We start from the raw sequence: 15,968 nt of genomic DNA, 5'->3' as shown, positions 1-15,968 counted from the left end.
AGATGGCACTAATCACAGAAGACATTGTTGCCTCCTATAATGATTTCTACACGGATAGTGATGTAGAATGGCGCATGCTTGGTGCAAAAGCCAAAGCAAAGAACCTGATAGAAGTTTGTGAGGGGATTAAGCCTAAAAAGATACTGGAAGTAGGTGCCGGAGATGGCAGTATTCTGCATTATCTGAATGAATGGAAATTCGGTGAGGAGCTTTATGCCCTTGAAATCGCAGACAGCGGCGTTTCTTTAATCAGAGACAGAAAGCTGGAACGCTTAAAAGAGGTGAACAGCTTTGATGGATATACCATCCCTTATGCGGATGACAGCTTTGACCTCGTGATCCTAGCCCATGTTCTGGAACATGTAGAACATGAACGCATGCTTTTACGGGAACTGAAAAGGGTAGCGAAATACCTGGTGATTGAAGTTCCTTTGGATTACCGTTTCGGGGTAGACCAGCGCATGAAACATTTTCTGAACTATGGGCATATCAATATGTATACGCCTACACTGATCCGATTTCTATTGCAAAGTGAAGGCCTTTCAGTGGAAGCAGATAAAACTTCACTTACAGCTATAGATACCATCAAGTTCTGTGAATTTAAGGTGAAGAAAACACCTAAAACCCTGGCTAAGACCTTAAGAATTGAACTGGAATACCGGATCAAAAATATATTAGGTGCAATTTTAGGAAAGCACAAGCGGGAGCAATTTGGAAATGCGTATACGGTTCTTACAAAGAAATCAACCCAAAACCTCGAGATCTTCTAACTATGCAAAGCTTTGCACCAATCGCGTTATTCGTTTACAACAGGCCGCAGCATACAGAGCGCACCATAAAATTCCTTAAACAGAATCAACTGGCAACTGAAAGCAGGTTATTTATCTTTTCTGATGGGTTTAAATCTCCGGAGGATGAGGCTAAAGTATTGGAAGTACGTGAATTGCTCAGGAACGTTGATGGATTTAAATCTGTTGAGGTCATAGAACGCAAAGAAAATATGGGTCTGGCAAATTCGGTGATTGCCGGAGTAAGCCGCCTGGTAAAAGACTATAAACAGGTGATCGTTATGGAGGACGACCTCATCACCTCCCCTTATACGCTGACTTATTTTAATGAAGCCTTAAACCGCTACCGTAACGAAGACCGTGTGATGCACATCGGAGCTTATATGTATCCTTTAAAAGAAAACAATATCCCTGAATCTTTCTTTTACCGCGCTGCGACCAGTTGGGGCTGGGCAACATGGGATCGGGCATGGCAACATTTTGAACCCAATATTGATACGCTGATGGGACAGTTTGATGCCAGAAAGAGATCAGAATTCTCTATTGAGCATAAAATGAATTTCTGGAAACAGATGCAGGACTTCAAAAAAGGGAAAAACAACTCCTGGGCCATCCGCTGGTATGCTTCCATCTTCTTGAAAGGAGGAATAACGTTGAATCCTGCGCAATCCCTGGTGAACAACATCGGGCACGATGGGACTGGAATTCATTCGGGCATCAACGACATTTACAATGTGATCATTAACCCTAAGCCAATCGGCCATTATCCTTCGGAAATAAAGGAAAATAAAGACGCCTACGAGGCGATCAGGGAGTTCTTGTCTACCAGGAAGGGGAATTTATGGGAGCGGCTTAAAAGGTATGTGAAGCAGCGTTTAGGATAAGCTGCCTTTTCTTTCTACTCTTTATCTCCATCTTTTACGACAATGTTATTCATGTCAGCGAGCAATCGCCTGATTTGGTTTAGGTATGGCGCATCGTCTGCCTGATAATTTCTGACCATAAGCAAAGATACCGCATGCCCTCTTCGTGCCTGAATAGCCCGAAACTTGATAGCTGCTTTATCTTCCTCCAAAAGCAGTAGTTTCTCCATTTTTTTAACAATATCCAGATTCTTCTTCCAGGCTTCCACCCCATCTGTGGTGACCAGTCTGATCTTGTCTTCTTTAGACATACTATTGTTTATGGTATAGATCTTCATAAACCTGCTGTTATTTTCCAGGTATTGCTTTACCAGTTCTTCATATGCTTCCTTCTGATATCGGGGAGTAAACTGAAATATAACGGCAGCAAGAGTCAGCACCAATAACACAGCCACTACAGCCCTTTGGTAAATATTGGTTTTAAAACCAAGGCTCGTAGGCTGGTACAGCAAATATCCAATCAGGAATCCGGAAACAAGTCCGCCAATATGGGCAGAATTATCTACCTGTCGTTTCATCAATCCGTTAAACAACATCAAAGCAACGACGATGAGCGTGCTGATCAGTAATGCCCTGTTCGCGTTCTTCTCAAATGCTTTACATAGTAAGAGTGCAAGAAAGGCCCCAAACAAGCTCGTAATGGCACCTGAGGCACCCCCCATTACTCCTGTTCTATGACCAATCACACTGATCAACCCTCCACAAATACCACCCGAAAGATATATAGCGAGGGTTTTCCAGCCCCCCAGTTTATTTTCGACCATTAATCCGATGTAGATCAAGGCATACATATTGAAAAACAAATGAGAGAGATTAAAATGAATAAACTGATGACTGATCAACCTCCAGAACTGCCCATTCAGTATCGCATCTCTTGAATTCACTCCAAATGTGGAATAAATATGATTAGCTAAATCAATTATATTTTCCGGAGCTATTTCACCGCGCTGTACGGAGAAAGAGAGGAAATAAAGACGGACCGTAATTGCAAGATAATAGCCAATATTGAGGTAAAGGAGAATTGGTGTAACCAGGTATCCTTTTCTGGGAATGAACAAATAGAATACATTCCTGATTTTATCTTTTGCTGCTAAAGGTGCTTTTTCAAAATACTGGTCGTCCTGAAGTGCCACCTCTTCATGAAATTTAATCAGTTCCTCCTCCCAGGTATCCTTCAGGTGATATTGAACATACTCAAATTCATCAAAGAATTTTTGCAGGTTCTGCTCATTTTTGCCATAGTCGTTAAAGAGCATCTGTATGCCTACACATTCACTTTTAAAAATAGCAAAGTTCAATTTTATGCGAATGGAAATCTCTTCACTATAGGATTGAAGAGAAAGGCCCGTGTAAGCGATTAAGCCAGATTCAGACACATGGCTCAGCTTCCAGCCAAGGTTCTCTACCACCTGCCTGACAATGATCAGGTATTTATCGGCTGGGTATTCCCCTAGTGGAATAAATTTTTCGACTTTAGGTGAATACCCCCAGCTGATAGACATATGTTTATGATTTTCTTGCTTCTAAGATAATATAAGGGGACAATTGTTTCGAATTAAAAGGGAAAATTTTAGTGAATACTTTACCCGTCAGCCACATTGTTTTCTTTAACAGACGAACACCTGCAGATTTCTGTTTTTCATTTTCCAGCCAGAGGCTAAAATATCCGAAGTATTTAGACTGGACTACTTCCAGACCTGCTTGTTTACAGATATTGGCCAATAAGGCGGGATCCATACAGTCGATATTGTGTTTATCGTAGTTCTCTTTATCGAAAGTCTTTTGCAACCAACCGTTTAATGCTTTAAAATTAGGAAGGGTGATGAGTAAGGTCCCTCCCGGTTTCACAAAAGCAATGTGCCTGTTGATGATATCTGCGGTATCATTAAAATGTTCGATCAGACCACAAGATAAAACGAGGTCAAACTGTTGTTCCGGCTGATAATTAAACAAGTCGGTTTCAATGATGTGAATGTCTGATGCCTTAAGCTGATTGGCTTCCAGCAAAGCATTCGTTACCGGCTGATGTACAAAATAATCCAGCAGGGTAACATCCAGCTTGAAATATTTCTTCAGGAACACGGCATAATAGCCCGGAAATCCTCCGAGCTCAATTGCTGTTTTTACGCCTTGCTTATTGATGATCTCTCCAAGTTCCTTATGAAAAAGGTAGTTCGACGGAATGTTAACCGACAAATCGGTCTTGCTCTCCCAATAATTCACCCAAAACTGTCTGTCCGTTAACAGGTTTTCCATATTATTTTTTTAAATCTTTTAGTATTTCTGATACTGCACGTTCCAGTTGAGGATCTTTGTCTTCCAAACGGTCCTGAAATGTATTTTTGACGTAAATATCAGGAGATACACCTTCACTTTCTAAATTTTTTCCATCAAGGGTATAACAGCCCCATGCAGGAAGGCGATAAGATGAACCATCAACCAGCCCTTTGGCAGAGGTAAAGATAATCCAACGATAGGTTTCTGTACCAATTATCTTTCCTAATTTTAATTCTTTGAATCCCGCAGCAGTCATTTCGGCATCACTTAAGGATTGTTCATTGATCAGGAGCACGATTGGTTTTGCGGCAGGGCCAAAATTACTTTGAGGCGCCATTTTTCCGCCACGGTATTTCCATTGAAGGTAGGGACGCTGTGCTAAAAACTTCAACACTTCGTCATGAACGTTTCCTCCGGTATTGTAACGCAGGTCGAGGATAACCCCCTCTTTATTGTTCTCCTGTGCCACCATATCCAGCAGAAAGTTTTCCAATTCTCCGCCACCCATATTTTTCATATAAGTATAGGCGATCCGGTTATTTCCCAGCTGTTTTACCCGCTCGCGGTTTTTGGTGATCCATTCATCATAAAGGTTGCCACGCAAGGCTCCAGAGCTTTGAGGGTGTACTTTTGTCTGGATCACTTTTCCGCCACGCTCCACGGTGAGGCTCATTTCCTGTCCGAGGGAAGGGCTGGTAAAGTAAGCATCACGGTCTGCAGATTTATCAATCTTTGTTCCATCTACCATGGTGATCACATCTCCTGCCTTCAAGTCAACGCCAGTGTGTCTGGCATTACTTCTTGCCACAATCCTTTCTACTTTAAAAGGGTCTTTATCAGAGAAAATGATTCCGGTTTCGTTGGTTGCATAGTTGAGGTTTTTACGTTCTTCATTACCAAAGCTATTGAAGCCCAGGTGTGAAGAGTTCAATTCTCCCAGCATATCGTTTAACAGCACCCGAAGGTCGGTCCGGTTGTTCAGGTATGGAAGATAGCTGGCATAGTGCTCGCGTGTTTTTAACCAGTCGATGCCATGGAAAGTTTCGTTATAGAAGTTTTCTTCCAGCCCGGCCCAGGTTTCGTAGAACATCTGATTAAATTCTTCATTGAGGTTTCTGTTGAATTTAAATCCAATATCCAGGCGGTCTAATTTATTCGCCTCCAGATTGTATTTATGGATCACTCCACGAACCACCATATAATATTTGCCTCCTGCTTCAACAAGACCTCCTCCATACCCTTCAGTCACCTTTTCTGTTTTAGTGTTTTCAAATGGTTCTGTAACGGTACGGTAAATTCCGGGAACTCCGGCTTCATGATCAGAAGAGAAAAACACATATGTTTTATCTCCTTTTGCAAGAACTTCAACCCCTTGCTGTGTTCCGAAAGTTGGCCCCTGAAGGTCGATCCGGTCCATGATATTTTGAGTATTGATGGTAATTACTGCCGGAGTCTTTTCTTTCTTTTCTGCAGGTTTTGTTTTGGTTGTATCTTTTTTAGCAGTGTTTTTTACTTCTGGCTTATCTTCTTTTTTCTCTGTAAACAGTTCGTCGAACTTGTCTATGCGGTAAGGTTCATCATAGTCGTCCAAAGCCATTCTGTAGATATGCGCATTTTGCATTCCTGTAGGATAGGAAGGTTTGGTTCTGGAACTGTTAAAGTAAATGTATTTTCCGTCCGGAGACCACCTTGGAGAGGCTTCTGAAACGCCTGTATTGGTTAAGTTAAGCGTTTTATTCTCCTTGATCTGGTAGACAAAAATATCTTGTTCAAAATTACGGTAGGCGGTGAACAGCAGGTATTCCCCGTTAGGCGAAAAGGAAGGTGAAGAGTTCCCGAAGGCCCAGATTTCATCCTTTACAACGGTTTTGCTTTCCAGGGATTTAAGGTCAAGCAAGCGGACCTCATCCCTGCCACTAAGATAAACAGCCTGGGTGCGGGCTTTGTTAAAGGCGATATCCCTGTTATTTCTGCTGTCTTTTGTGAGCTGTTTAAGTGTCCCTTTTCCATCTGCAGCAATGGTAAACCAGTTCTGATATCCTTTATCGGTCTGGTTAAAAATCAGGGTACGGTTATCAGAAAGCCAGTTCACTTCCATTGCGCGTTCGGCTACGGCTGTTCCTCTATTAATCATTTTAACAAATTTTCCCTCTGCATCAGACACAAAAAGCTCTCCTCTGGAGATGAAAGCGATTTTTTTACCATCAGGGGAAAGGTCAAATGAAGTAATAGCAGCCCGGACATCAAACTCCTGCTCCTTTTTCAGGATGTCATTTCTGGAAATACTGATATTGATCTTCTCTGATTTCTGACTGGCTACATCATATAGATAAAGTTGATAATCTCTCTCGAAGACTATTTTATTTCCATTGGCAGCAGCCACAGGACGCTTTATAGCAGTCTTAAAATCTGTCAGCCTTGTTTTTTTCCCTGCTTTAAAAGTGTACAGGTTGTATTCATCGTTCCATTCATCCGAAGCAAAGAAGACATTGCCGTTTTTATCCAGGGTAGCCCATAGGTCCTTGCCTTTATAATCGGTATATTGTTTGTAAGTTTTTGTTTTAGGGTTCCAGGATTGGATATCCGGATTATAAGCTCCTTTATAACGCTTGCGGTTAGCCGCACTTTTGCTTTCCCAGGTATCATTGAAAAACAATTCTCCATTGGGTGCTTCGGCCACGTTATGAATGGTATTAAAATAATGATCAAACAGACGACTTGCCGTACCCCCTTCAATTCCAACTTTATAGGCTGTGTAGTTATTATACCTTCCTGAAGTAAAATAAATGGTTTTTGAGTCCCAGCTCCAGTTTTCCACTTCGTCTGCCGCATCATGAAAAGTAAGTTGTTTTACAGTCCCCCCTGCCATTGGCATCAGGTATACATCATAATTTCCAAACTGATTGGACGAGAAAGCAAGCCATTTTCCGTCTGGGGAAACTTTCGGATTGATTTCATTGCCAGTCATTGCAGTAAGCCGGCTGGCAGCCCCCCCTGTGGCCGACACTTTCCAAAGATCACCTTCGTAACTAAATACGACAGTCTGAGCATCCGGAGTTAATGCAGGATTCGAGGTAAAATAAGGTTGATCCTGAGCCTGGGTAACCGTATTGGAAAACAACAAGGCAGCAGTAAGGGCGTAAAAAACTTTTTTCATTGTATATATTTGGTTCTATTTAGATTTTTTAAATTATTTTTATCGGCATACAAACAATGTTTTTTCTATTATACTGTTTTAAAAAGGATATATCTGTTAGGCATCAGGTAGAAAGCTGAACATCAGTTTCGGCCTGAAGGGAACATCTTTTTAATAAATACTGGTAGAAACCAACGAAAATACATAAGAATTTAACAATGGTTCACAATAATAGATAATTTTGATAAATTGAAAGTAGTACACCTAAATACATATGAAGGGAACGGAGGTGCCGGAAGGGCCTGTTTGCGACTAAATGATGCATTGAAGGCACAAGATGTCGATTCAAGTGTGCTGGTCTATTTTCAGTTTAAAGAAAGTAAGCTTACGGAAACTTTCAGTAAAAGCCCTTTTCAGAAGGCGACGGCTGTTTTCAACATCCTTGCTGAGCGCTATTTGTCAAAGGCATTTTCGAAAGCGGTAAAAACCCCCTTTTCTTTGCAGTGGTTTGGCCGTTCGGTGATCAAACACCCAAAGGTTAAGGAAGCAGACATCATTCATCTGCATTGGATTAACCATGGTTTTTTATCTCCAAAGTTCCTTGCTGAGATTGATGAACTGGAGAAACCGGTAGTATGGACCTTTCATGACAGCAATGCATTTACCGGCGGCTGTCATGTGCGCTATTCCTGCGAAAATTACCACAAAGAATGTGGCTCCTGTCCGCTATTAAAGTTTAGCGGGAAGGACGATTTTTCTCATAAAACATGGTTGCGCAAGAAAAAGGCATATTCAGAGCTCAATTGCCATATTGTAGCCCCAAGCAACTGGATGGCCGAGTCTGTAAAACTAAGCAGTTTGCTGGGAACCCGCAACATCACTGTTATTCCAAATACGATTGAGACGAACGTTTTCAAACCTTATGTAAAATCTGAAGCTAAAAAAGTGCTAAAGATCAATCCGGATAAATTTGTCCTGATGAGTGGTTTTATGCCTTCAAAGAACGATAAACATAAGGGAACCTCCTATCTCATCGATGCATTGAATGACCTGGCCAAAAGACCGGGGATCATCAAAGAAAATATAGAACTGGTCATTTTCGGGAATAAAGACAATGTTGATATGCCGGAATTTCCTTTTAAAACCACATTTCTGGGGACCATCAACAATGACGAACATCTGGCAAAGTGTTATTCCGCTGCAGACGTATTTATAACGCCCTCACTGGAAGATAACCTTCCGAACACGGTAATGGAAAGTCTGGCATGCGCAACACCTGTGGTCGCCTTTAAAACAGGTGGTATCCCTGATATGGTAAGACATTTAGAAAATGGTTATCTCGCAGAATATGAATCTTCCGAAGACCTGGCCACAGGAATAGAATGGTTATATCATGATGAAAATGCACCTGATATTCAAAAAGAAGCAAGAAGAACGATTTTAACTCAGTTCTCTGAGCCTGTTATTGCAGAAAAACACTTATTATTGTATCAATCCCTTATTAATTTACAGCCGCGCTAATTTTTTAGATTTTATCTCCATGCAACCAAAGCTAAGTGTCATCACCATCGTTTATAATAATGTAAAGGATATTGAACGCACCATGCTTTCTGTATTGAATCAAACGTACCCGAACATTGAATATATTCTGATCGACGGGGCTTCTAATGACGGCACAAAGGACATCATCTATAAATATAAGTCGAGATTGACTCAGTTTATTTCAGAACCGGACAAAGGAATCTACGATGCCATGAACAAAGGACTTACCCTTGCAACAGGGGATTACGTGCTGTTTATGAATTCCGGAGATGAAATTTATGCACCGGTAACTGTTGCCGAAGTTTTTGATACCGCTGCCGCAGCAGACATCTATTATGGAGAGACAGAGATGTTTAATGAAAAGTGGGAAAGTCTGGGACAAAGAAGACATTGCTCACCTGAAAATTTCGACTGGCAGAGTTTTAAATATGGGATGAGCATTAGTCACCAGGCAATTTATGTGAAACGCAGCCTGGCAGAACCGTTCAATCTGCAGTATAAGTACAGTTCTGATATCGACTGGATCATCAGGGCGGCAAAAAATGCATCCAGCATTGTGAACACCCATAGTTACGTGGCCAAATACCTTGTTGGTGGGGTCTCTAAGAAAAAGCATCTGGCAAGCCTGAAAGAACGTTTCCGCATATTTACCAAGTATTATGGACTCGTTCCAAATCTGATCAATCATATTTTCATTGCAATTAATCTGGCACAATACTACATCCGCCACCGCAGAACCAATGATTAATTATGCCTTTTCTATCACATATCAGCCTGCCTAAAACGACGATAGCAGAATATCCATTTTCTATCCCTGCGTTTAAAGAGGGACTAACCCTCCGGTTACGCGATAATGTAACTTTCTTTGTGGGGGAAAATGGTTCCGGGAAGTCAACGCTATTAGAAGCAATTGCGGATCAGTGTGGATTTAGCCTGCGTGGCGGAAACCGCAATCATCATTCAGGTGCAGAGGCCCAATACGAGGGCTATAATACCCCTCTCAGCAAATCAATTACACTTGGATGGACTCCTAAGCGCATCAGCAATGGCTTTTTTATGCGTGCGGAGAGCTTTTTCAATTTTGCAGACTATATTGATGAAATGGCGATTGAGGATTCCAGCATTCTGGATGCCTATGGAGGTAAATCTCTTCATGAACAAAGTCATGGAGAATCTTTTTTTTCGCTTTTCCAAAATCAATTCAACAGGGGTATTTATATTCTGGATGAGCCTGAAGCTGCACTCTCTCCCAACAGACTGATGACCTTTATGTCTGTGATCAATAAACTGGAACAATCGGGCAAGGCACAATTTATCATTGCCACGCATTCCCCTATGCTACTTTGTTATCCGGAGTCCACGATATTTAGCTTTGGAGAATCCGGACTGGAAGAAATCGGCTACAAAGACACCGAACATTACCAGATTACCAAAAGCTTTTTAGATAATCCAGATGCTTATTTTCGTTTTCTATTTGACTAAGGCTCGTCTACATGACAATATCATGACATTAGCTTAACTCCGTCTTTATAGTGCTGCGCTATATTTGAAGCAAAGCAATACAGCGCCTCAAATGTTACAACGAATTTTCAGACTACCCTGCTATTTCGGTTTTGTCATCCTCCTGCTGACTTTCTCACTCCTTTTTAATTGTTGTTTTTCGAAGGCTGATGGCTTCCTGATGCTTAACAGTTACCATCCTTTATGGCTGGATCAGTTTTTTCTAATGGTCACAAACCTTGGAGATGGTCTTTTTACCCTGATGATCATCGTTATTCTTATTTTCCTTAAAAAAAGAAAAAAGGCAACAATTCTATTAATGGCTTTTCTCAGTTCAGGCTTGATGGTTCAAATGATGAAAAGGGTGTTTAATATGCCGCGTCCTGGCTTATATTTTGAACAGATTGGCTTCAATTACCCTCATTTCGTAAATGGCTTAAACCTGCACAGCTCTAATTCCTTCCCTTCCGGACATACTGCCTCAGCTTTCGCCCTTGCCACAGTAATGGTACTTGTTTTCAAGAAAAAACGGATTTCATTATACTGTCTTTCTTTTGCTGTGCTTTGCGGATATTCCCGCATCTACCTCGCTCAACATTTCTTACAGGATGTGGTTATTGGAGCCCTGGTCGGAATTTGCTGTGCACTATTGAGCTATCAATGGATGTATAAATCCAGAATTTTCAAAGAGAACCGACTCCTGGCACACCGATACCGGGCAGCATAGAACAGCTGCTCTCCTACACAAGAAAATGCATACCAAACATATACTTTTATTACAAAAGAGTATAGGAAACTTACAAAGTGTCTGCTTTGGTAGGGTTAATATCCAAGATTAAGTATCATTACGAATATCAGCTAATTTATCCTATGGCTATACTTTGTAATGATATGTAATTATTCCTAATCACCAAAAACCAATCATCCCAATGAAACAAACACATTTAAAAAAATTACTCGCAGCGGTCTTAATCACGACCAGTGTTGCTGCGTGTAAAAAATCTAGCGAAGGTGAGCACAACCTTTCAGATCCGATTTCTGCGAAGGGGCTTAAAGCAGAAACCTATCAGCCCAAAACTACAGGAGCCAGTATAAAAGGATACTATCAGGGAGAACTCGTAGACCTTCTGGAAATCGAAAACGGAAAATACCTGTTTTCAAATGACGTTGTCTTAAACGCAGCTGATGTATCTCTGGCTGGAAAACCATCAACGGAAGGCGCTGTAGAGGGAAAATTATGGACGAACAGAAAAGTCTATTATAAGTTTGCGACCGGCATCTCCGACACCCTAAAAGCCCGCTGGATCAGAGCCACGGCTTTCTGGACAGTACCAGGCCTTGATTTTGAATTTATAGTAGCCGATGCCAATACTTCAGATTATATTGAACTCAATGAAAACAGCGACAATTCTGCTTTCAGTAACTCAATAGGAAGAAAAGGAGGTCCCCAAATCATCTCCGTGGATCCGGATTCTTATCCTGTGGGATCCATCGCCCATGAAATTGGTCATGCTTTAGGATTACACCATGAGCAACGCCGGCCTGACCGCGATTTGTTCATCAATGTAAATACCACTAACTCTCAGTATATCCCTGCACCAAGCGCGTTTGGGGTTGGACCATTTGACTATACTTCGATCATGATTTATCCCTCAGGAACTTCAATGAGCAGAAAAGATGGGACCGGATGGAATATGCAACGTACACAGCTTTCTGAAGGGGACCGTTTGAGTACCAACTACAAATACAATCAGGGGACACATATACAGGCAGGAACTTATGAGATAGAACCTCAGCATGCTGAAGGAAAAAATCTTCAGGTAGCTGCCAACAACAAAAGTATCACTATTAAAACGGATGATGATGGCCTGAACCAACGTTGGCAGATCAGCCATGTGAGAGATGGATTTTATAAGCTTGTTCCTCAAAATAACACAGGAAAATCCCTTGATGTGGAAGGAGGCTCAACCGCATCCGGAACGAATGTCATTGTATATACTTCTTCAACAGGCAACAATCAATTGTGGCAGATTGTGCCTTCGTATACCAATGATTATTTCAGGCTTATTCCTGCAAGTGCAAGAAAAGTGAGTTTAGATGTGCAGGATACTGCAACTGTTGATGATTCTGCCGTAAAGATTGGAGATCTAAGTCTTTCAAAGGCACAACTCTGGAAATTTAAGAAAATAAACTAGCGCAATTATATGATCCCCTGAGATCCTTAGGGATTCAGGGGATTTTTATGTTTTGTTCTTTACGATTTAAGGATTTGTTGACCACAATCCGGCTTCTTTCAGGAATACCCTGCGGTTAAGCTTCAATTGTGCAACCACCAGTTCCGCAAAATCTTCCGGTTGCATCACACGGTCTGGATTTCCATCTGTTAGTTTGAGGTCCTTTGCCATATCAGTGGAAATGGTACTTGGAACCAAAGTGCTCACACGGATATTGTGTTTACGTACTTCCTGCATCAATGATTCGGACATTCCGATCAGGCCGAATTTAGAAGCGCTGTAGGCACTGGTCACTGCGGCACCATTTTTACCTGCAGTGGAAGAAACATTGATGATGTCCCCTGCTTTTCTCTCGATCATCTCGGGAAGCACTGCTCGGGTGACATGATAAGGGCCAAATAGGTTGACCTTAACGATCTCTTCCCATTTTTCGGGCTCCAGCTCCATAAAAGAACCAAAAGCACCAATCCCTGCATTGTTAATCAGAATATCTATTGCACCCAATGAAGATTTTATCGAAGCAATGGCCACATTGACAGCGTTAATATCAGTTACATCTGCTGTTGCGATTGCAGTTTTGACCCCATACTGCGCCAATTCTGCGGCTACTTTTTCTAAGTCAGATGTTGTTCTTGCCACTAAACCTATATTCACACCTTCCTGTGCCAGGCCAATAGCCATGGCACGTCCGATTCCTTTTCCGGCACCGGTAATGATGGCATTTTTTCCCTTCAATGATTCCATATTGTCTTGTATTAGGTGCCAAAATTAAGAAAAAAGAAGAGCAGCCAGTAAGAATTGGCTACTTATGCTATATAAATTGACAAAAGAAAAGGATTTCATAAAAAACGCGTTGGAATATGAATCAGCTTGCTGATTCATATTCCAACGCGTTAATAATAATTAAGGACCCTTACTATGACGCACCACCTTTAGGTACACAGGTCATGTATGTAGTTTGTCCACATGGCTGAGATCTACATACATATCCAGTCTGGCATTTATCGTCTGTATCACAATCATCACTGCAATCAGGCTCAACTTTACCGCCCAATACTTTTTTTAATTGAGTTCTTGTTAAAATCTCAGCATTCAGACCTCTTGATGGGGTTAAATTTAATTTTTCCATTGTTTTGTTTAAATTTTAGTGGTTAGATTGTATAGCTTTTTCACGCCTAGCTATTGTTAGCTGCATTTCTTTTTTAACATTCATGCTGGTTATCACGTTCGTATATTCGCAATCGCCCCCCACTTATAATATAATAACACCTCGTTTATAGATGATTTTATCAGAAAAATAAAAATTACACAGTCTCTTACGGATTGTTCTTAAATCCTTTTCGCACTTCATCTTTCACCTTAACCCAGCCTTAAAATCACCTTAATTAATTCAAGAGGAAATAAACACATGATTTAAAAAAAACATACCGCACAATAATCAATAATAAATTACAAAAACTAAATTATAATATAATTATTGCATTATCAAACATTATTTTTATCTAAAAAGAATTTTTATACACGTAAAAACAGCTTATTGAAATTAAAACTAACATCAGGCAGCTATTTTATCGAAGAAAAAATTTATTCGTTTTCTGATGGTGGTTCAACCTAAGCTGAACAAAAAGATAAGTATTTTGATGCCGCTCTGAAGCTGCCAGCAATAGTCGATTACGACCAAATTCCGGTATACAAAAAAAGCCCGCAGGTGTTGACCTGCGGGCTCGTATTTTCTGATCCCGAAGGACTAGAAGTTTTTACCTTTTATTTTACGTTCACCTTCAGTTAAGTAGATTTTACGTAAACGCATGCTTACCGGGGTAACTTCGATGTACTCGTCAGCCTGGATATATTCCATACACTCTTCTAAAGAGAATTTAATTGCAGGAGCAATACGTGTATTGTCATCAGTACCTGAAGCACGCATGTTGGTTAAAGCTTTACCTTTAACAATATTTACTACCAGGTCATTGTCACGGATGTGCTCACCCATAATCTGACCTTCATAAACATCAACACCCGGATCAACGAAGAAACGACCACGATCCTGTAATTTGTCAATAGAATAAGCGGTAGTTGTACCTTTTTCCATAGAAACCAATACTCCGTTTAATCTTCCCGGAATAGTTCCTTTCCAAGGCTCATAAGCTTTGAAACGGTGCGCCATAATCGCTTCACCACCAGTAGCAGTTAATACGTTATTTCTTAATCCGATGATACCACGTGCAGGGATTTCAAACTCTAAATGTTGTAAATCTCCTTTAGGCTCCATGATCAGCAATTCACCTTTACGTTGTGTTACCAGCTCAATTACTTTACCAGCAACCTCACCCGGTACATCAACGATCAGGGTTTCAACCGGCTCACATTTTTTACCATCAATTTCTTTGATGATTACCTGTGGCTGACCTACCTGAAGCTCGTAACCTTCACGACGCATGGTCTCGATCAATACTGATAAATGGAGAATACCCCTTCCGTATACTAAATAAGCATCAGGAGACTCTGTTTCTACCACTTTAAGTGCTAAGTTTTTCTCCATTTCTTTGTAAAGACGCTCTTTGATACGTTGAGATGTAACAAATTTACCTTCTTTACCGAAGAATGGTGAGTTATTGATGGTGAACAACATGTTCATTGTTGGCTCATCAATTTTGATTACCGGCAATTGTTCCGGAGCATCAAAATCAGCGATAGTATCACCGATATCAAAACCTTCGATACCTACAACAGCGCAGATATCTCCTGATTTTACTTCAGTAGCACGGATCTTTCCTAAACCTTCGAAAGTATATAATTCTTTTACTCTTGATTTTACAATCTTACCATCACGTTTAATTAAAGTAACCGGTTGGTTTTCTTTAATTGAACCACGGTGAACACGTCCAACCGCGATACGACCTACGAAAGAAGAATAATCTAAAGAGGTGATCTGCATTTGAAGTGTACCATCGTTGGTAGGCGCAGGAGGGATATTGGCAACAACTGCGTCTAAAAGTGCGAAAATGTCTGTAGTAGGCACTTTCCAGTCAGTACTCATCCATCCTTGTTTCGATGAACCATAAATTACAGGGAAATCCAATTGATCTTCTGTAGCTTCAAGGTTAAAGAACAATTCGAAAATCTGTTCGTAAACCTCTTCAGGGCGACAGTTTTCTTTATCAACTTTATTTACGACTACGATTGGTTTTAAACCCAGAGCCAAAGCTTTTTGTGTAACGAAACGAGTTTGAGGCATTGCACCTTCAAAAGCATCACACAATAACAATACTCCATCAGCCATTTTCAATACACGTTCTACTTCACCACCAAAATCGGCGTGACCAGGGGTATCAATAATGTTGATTTTTACATCCTTATACATAACAGATACGTTTTTGGAAACGATGGTAATACCACGTTCACGTTCCAAATCGTTATTGTCAAGTATTAAATCTCCCGACTGTTCGTTATCACGGAAGATTGAACAAGAGTGTAAGATCTTATCAACCAGTGTAGTTTTACCGTGGTCAACGTGGGCTATGATAGCTATATTTCTTATTTTTTGCATAAAATGCGTGTAAATTTT

The 15,968-nt window shown here is 40.8% G+C and carries 13 protein-coding genes; 7 read left to right on the top strand and 6 right to left on the bottom strand.

The window, feature by feature from the left end:
• The first annotated feature begins 2 nt into the window (after positions 1 to 2).
• Entirely contained in the window at positions 3 to 770 is a 768-nt protein-coding gene (locus BUC20_RS32535; protein ID WP_073238753.1) for a class I SAM-dependent methyltransferase, read from the top strand.
• 2 nt (positions 771 to 772) lie between these two features.
• The gene (locus BUC20_RS32530) at positions 773 to 1,672 is read left to right on the top strand and encodes a glycosyltransferase (protein WP_073238750.1); all 900 of its coding nucleotides are present in this window, start codon (positions 773 to 775) and stop codon (positions 1,670 to 1,672) included.
• Positions 1,673 to 1,686: 14 nt separating this feature from the next.
• On the opposite strand, the gene BUC20_RS32525 is transcribed toward BUC20_RS32530, so the two are convergent.
• The 3 genes from BUC20_RS32525 to BUC20_RS32515 are packed head-to-tail and all read right to left on the bottom strand — an operon-like array spanning position 1,687 to position 7,145.
• Positions 1,687 to 3,213 carry a rhomboid family intramembrane serine protease gene (locus BUC20_RS32525; protein ID WP_073238747.1) on the bottom strand — a complete coding sequence of 509 codons (1,527 nt, stop codon included), beginning with the start codon at positions 3,211 to 3,213 and terminating at the stop codon, positions 1,687 to 1,689.
• 4 nt (positions 3,214 to 3,217) lie between these two features.
• Positions 3,218 to 3,967 carry a class I SAM-dependent methyltransferase gene (locus BUC20_RS32520; protein WP_073238744.1) on the bottom strand — a complete coding sequence of 250 codons (750 nt, stop codon included), beginning with the start codon at positions 3,965 to 3,967 and terminating at the stop codon, positions 3,218 to 3,220.
• A gap of 1 nt (position 3,968) precedes the next feature.
• A complete protein-coding gene (locus tag BUC20_RS32515) occupies positions 3,969 to 7,145 on the bottom strand; it encodes a S41 family peptidase (RefSeq protein WP_073238741.1) in 3,177 nt (1,058 codons plus the stop codon).
• Positions 7,146 to 7,373: 228 nt separating this feature from the next.
• Here BUC20_RS32515 and BUC20_RS32510 point away from each other — a divergent pair, with 228 nt between their 5' ends.
• From BUC20_RS32510 to BUC20_RS32490, 5 genes are all read left to right on the top strand, one after another.
• Positions 7,374 to 8,645 carry a glycosyltransferase family 4 protein gene (locus BUC20_RS32510; protein WP_073238738.1) on the top strand — a complete coding sequence of 424 codons (1,272 nt, stop codon included), beginning with the start codon at positions 7,374 to 7,376 and terminating at the stop codon, positions 8,643 to 8,645.
• A gap of 19 nt (positions 8,646 to 8,664) precedes the next feature.
• Entirely contained in the window at positions 8,665 to 9,414 is a 750-nt protein-coding gene (locus BUC20_RS32505; protein WP_073238735.1) for a glycosyltransferase family 2 protein, read from the top strand.
• Positions 9,415 to 9,416: 2 nt separating this feature from the next.
• Complete coding sequence (locus BUC20_RS32500; protein WP_073238733.1) at positions 9,417 to 10,148, top strand: AAA family ATPase; 732 nt, start codon at positions 9,417 to 9,419, stop codon at positions 10,146 to 10,148.
• A 91-nt stretch (positions 10,149 to 10,239) separates the two neighbouring features.
• Complete coding sequence (locus BUC20_RS32495; protein WP_084529486.1) at positions 10,240 to 10,893, top strand: phosphatase PAP2 family protein; 654 nt, start codon at positions 10,240 to 10,242, stop codon at positions 10,891 to 10,893.
• Between the two features lie 202 nt (positions 10,894 to 11,095).
• On the top strand, positions 11,096 to 12,361 hold the full coding sequence (locus BUC20_RS32490; RefSeq protein ID WP_073238726.1) for a M12 family metallopeptidase: 1,266 nt from the start codon (positions 11,096 to 11,098) through the stop codon (positions 12,359 to 12,361).
• Positions 12,362 to 12,427: 66 nt separating this feature from the next.
• Here BUC20_RS32490 and BUC20_RS32485 read toward each other — a convergent pair whose 3' ends face one another.
• The 3 genes from BUC20_RS32485 to typA all read right to left on the bottom strand — a co-directional run bounded on the left by BUC20_RS32485 (position 12,428) and on the right by typA (position 15,950).
• On the bottom strand, positions 12,428 to 13,144 hold the full coding sequence (locus BUC20_RS32485) for a 3-ketoacyl-ACP reductase (RefSeq protein WP_073238723.1): 717 nt from the start codon (positions 13,142 to 13,144) through the stop codon (positions 12,428 to 12,430).
• A 172-nt stretch (positions 13,145 to 13,316) separates the two neighbouring features.
• Complete coding sequence (locus BUC20_RS33835) at positions 13,317 to 13,529, bottom strand: hypothetical protein (RefSeq protein ID WP_143166985.1); 213 nt, start codon at positions 13,527 to 13,529, stop codon at positions 13,317 to 13,319.
• A 618-nt stretch (positions 13,530 to 14,147) separates the two neighbouring features.
• The gene (gene typA / locus BUC20_RS32480) at positions 14,148 to 15,950 is read right to left on the bottom strand and encodes a translational GTPase TypA (protein ID WP_073238721.1); all 1,803 of its coding nucleotides are present in this window, start codon (positions 15,948 to 15,950) and stop codon (positions 14,148 to 14,150) included.
• Positions 15,951 to 15,968: the final 18 nt, after the last annotated feature.

This window comes from Pedobacter caeni, assembly GCF_900129215.1.
Classification (GTDB): domain Bacteria; phylum Bacteroidota; class Bacteroidia; order Sphingobacteriales; family Sphingobacteriaceae; genus Pedobacter; species Pedobacter caeni.
The sequence above is the reverse complement of the archived record's forward strand: the minus strand, read 5'-3'. Positions and strand labels throughout refer to the sequence as shown.

What these genes read in the sequence shown, in the direction of transcription:
- BUC20_RS32535 (WP_073238753.1), top strand. Translation starts at nt 3, where the DNA reads ATGGCACTAATCACAGAAGACATTGTTGCCTCCTATAATGATTTCTAC.
- BUC20_RS32530 (WP_073238750.1), top strand. Translation starts at nt 773, where the DNA reads ATGCAAAGCTTTGCACCAATCGCGTTATTCGTTTACAACAGGCCGCAG.
- BUC20_RS32525 (WP_073238747.1), bottom strand. Translation starts at nt 3,213, where the DNA reads ATGTCTATCAGCTGGGGGTATTCACCTAAAGTCGAAAAATTTATTCCA.
- BUC20_RS32520 (WP_073238744.1), bottom strand. Translation starts at nt 3,967, where the DNA reads ATGGAAAACCTGTTAACGGACAGACAGTTTTGGGTGAATTATTGGGAG.
- BUC20_RS32515 (WP_073238741.1), bottom strand. Translation starts at nt 7,145, where the DNA reads ATGAAAAAAGTTTTTTACGCCCTTACTGCTGCCTTGTTGTTTTCCAAT.
- BUC20_RS32505 (WP_073238735.1), top strand. Translation starts at nt 8,665, where the DNA reads ATGCAACCAAAGCTAAGTGTCATCACCATCGTTTATAATAATGTAAAG.
- BUC20_RS32500 (WP_073238733.1), top strand. Translation starts at nt 9,417, where the DNA reads ATGCCTTTTCTATCACATATCAGCCTGCCTAAAACGACGATAGCAGAA.
- BUC20_RS32495 (WP_084529486.1), top strand. Translation starts at nt 10,240, where the DNA reads ATGTTACAACGAATTTTCAGACTACCCTGCTATTTCGGTTTTGTCATC.
- BUC20_RS32490 (WP_073238726.1), top strand. Translation starts at nt 11,096, where the DNA reads ATGAAACAAACACATTTAAAAAAATTACTCGCAGCGGTCTTAATCACG.
- BUC20_RS32485 (WP_073238723.1), bottom strand. Translation starts at nt 13,144, where the DNA reads ATGGAATCATTGAAGGGAAAAAATGCCATCATTACCGGTGCCGGAAAA.
- BUC20_RS33835 (WP_143166985.1), bottom strand. Translation starts at nt 13,529, where the DNA reads ATGGAAAAATTAAATTTAACCCCATCAAGAGGTCTGAATGCTGAGATT.
- typA (WP_073238721.1), bottom strand. Translation starts at nt 15,950, where the DNA reads ATGCAAAAAATAAGAAATATAGCTATCATAGCCCACGTTGACCACGGT.